The organism is Holdemanella sp. (assembly GCF_056804935.1).
In genome coordinates, this window is the sequence record NZ_DBMEXE010000243.1 from 1 (window position 1) to 2,307 (window position 2,307).

A 2,307-nucleotide genomic window follows, 5' to 3' on the forward strand; every position below is an offset into this window, starting at 1 on the left:
TATTACAAGGAATTTTATCTATTATAAATGTATATCCTACAACATAAGCACTTGCCTTCACTGTTCTGCCACATATTAATTTTCCCTCATACCTATACATTTCTATTTCATTAATTTTTTCTGTTTTCTCTTGTTCAATCTCTAAATTATTAATATATGTAAAGTCTTTTACATTTTCTTTTGGAATCAAGATCGTATCAATTCCAGAACGATGTGCTGCCAATGATTTCTCTTTCAATCCACCAATAGGAAGAACATTTCCTCTTAGCGTAACTTCACCAGTCATAGCTAAATTCGCCTTAACTGGAATATTAGAGAAACAAGATACCAATGCCGTTGTCATTGTAACACCAGCACTCGGTCCATCTTTAGGAACCGCACCTTCTGGTACGTGAATATGTACATCATTTTCTTCAAACAATTTAGGATCAATTTTGAATTCATTTGCATGCGTACGAACATAGTCTAGCGCAATACTAGCACTTTCCTTCATGACATCACCTAATTGTCCAGTAAGAACAAGTCTTCCTTTTCCTGTAAAGCGAGTTGCCTCAATTTGAAGGATATCCCCACCAAAACTTGTATAGGCAAGTCCTGTTACAGTTCCAACTTGATCTTTCTTTTCTTTTTTACCATAATCAACTTTTTCATTACCCAACCACTCATGAACTAATTTTTTAGTCAATTTAATGCTACGTTTGTTGTTTTTTAAGATAGCCAATACTGTTTTACGGCAAATTGTCGCAATTGTACGCTCTAAAGAACGAACTCCCGCTTCACGAGTATAGTAACGAATTAAATATAGTAACATATCATCATCAATTTTTAACTGAGACGCTTTTAAACCATTTAATCCTAATTGTTTAGGAACTAAGTGATCCTTGGCAATATGAACCTTTTCTGCATCTGTATAGCTTGATAATTCGATAATTTCCAAACGATCTCTTAATGCAGGTGGAATATTCTCTAAATAGTTTGCGGTTGCGATGAATAATACTTTTGATAAATCATAAGGCTCTTCAATATAGTGATCTGAGAATACTGAATTTTGTTCAGGATCCAATACTTCAAGCATTGCACTTGATGGATCTCCCTTATAATCACTAGCCATTTTATCAATTTCATCAATCAAGAACACTGGATTCGTAACGCCTGCCTTTTTCATACCTTGAATGATACGTCCAGGTAAAGCTCCTAAATATGTTCTTCTGTGACCACGAATCTCTGCTTCATCGCGAACACCACCAAGTGACATTTTCACAAATTTACGATCTAAAGCTCTAGCAACACTTTTTGCCAAAGACGTTTTACCAACTCCTGGAGGACCTACCAAACAAATAATTGGTGCATTCAATGAATTTGTCATTTGTTTAACAGCCAAATACTCTAGAATACGTTCTTTTACTTTTTCTAGACCATAGTGATCTGCGCTTAAAATAGCTTCAGCTTCATTTAAATCTTCATTGTCCTTCGTTTCTTGCCACCAAGGAAGATCCATTAACCAATCAATATAAGATTTAATAACACCTGTTTCTCCACTTGCCATAGGTAGCATTTCATAACGACTCACTTCATCCGATACCTTTTTCTTAATGTAGTCTGGGTATGGATTTTCAGCTAAACGCTTACGAATCTTAGCCGCATCTTCATCTTGGGCAACTGTATCCCCTAATTCTTCACGAATGACATTCATCTTTTCACGAAGATAGTAATCTTTTTGTCCTTGATCAATTCTTTCTTTGACAGTTTCGTTGATTTGTTGTTCAACTTCACTCATCTTTTTCTCTTTAGCCATATCTTGAAGCAACATCATTAGACGATCATTTACCCCTAATGTTTCAAGATACTGTTGTTTTCTTTCGATATCTAAAGGCAATCCTTGAACAGCTTTATCACTTAAGAATTCACCGCCCATACCCTTTGAAATTTCCATAACAATTTCTTTAGTCACAAAACGATCTTGACCTTGCATACGATCAAGCTCATCTGCGATCATACGAATCAAAGCTTCTTCTTCAACAGCATCCTGTTTTTCACTTTCAAGAATTTCAACTTCGGCTAAATCACTTAGGCTTCCATTGATCCAATTATTTAGCTTAACACGTTTAATTCCACGAAACTTTACACGTAAAAAGTTATCAAAACGACGAATATGACGAACTTCACATAAAGTTCCTACAGAATATATATCTTCTTTTCCAGGATTTTCTTGTTCAAGTTCTTTTTGAGAAAATAAACAAATCTTTTTATCATAATTATCCTGTGCATTTTCAACAGCATGTACAGAAGTATCTCTTCCTACATCAA

Annotated in this window: 1 protein-coding gene; it reads right to left on the reverse strand. The window is 34.9% G+C overall.

Features of this window, described 5'->3' with window-relative positions:
* Nucleotides 1-2,307: endopeptidase La (gene lon / locus ACZQCL_RS08845; protein WP_482482875.1), on the reverse strand; the 2,307-nt coding region annotated here is incomplete at both ends.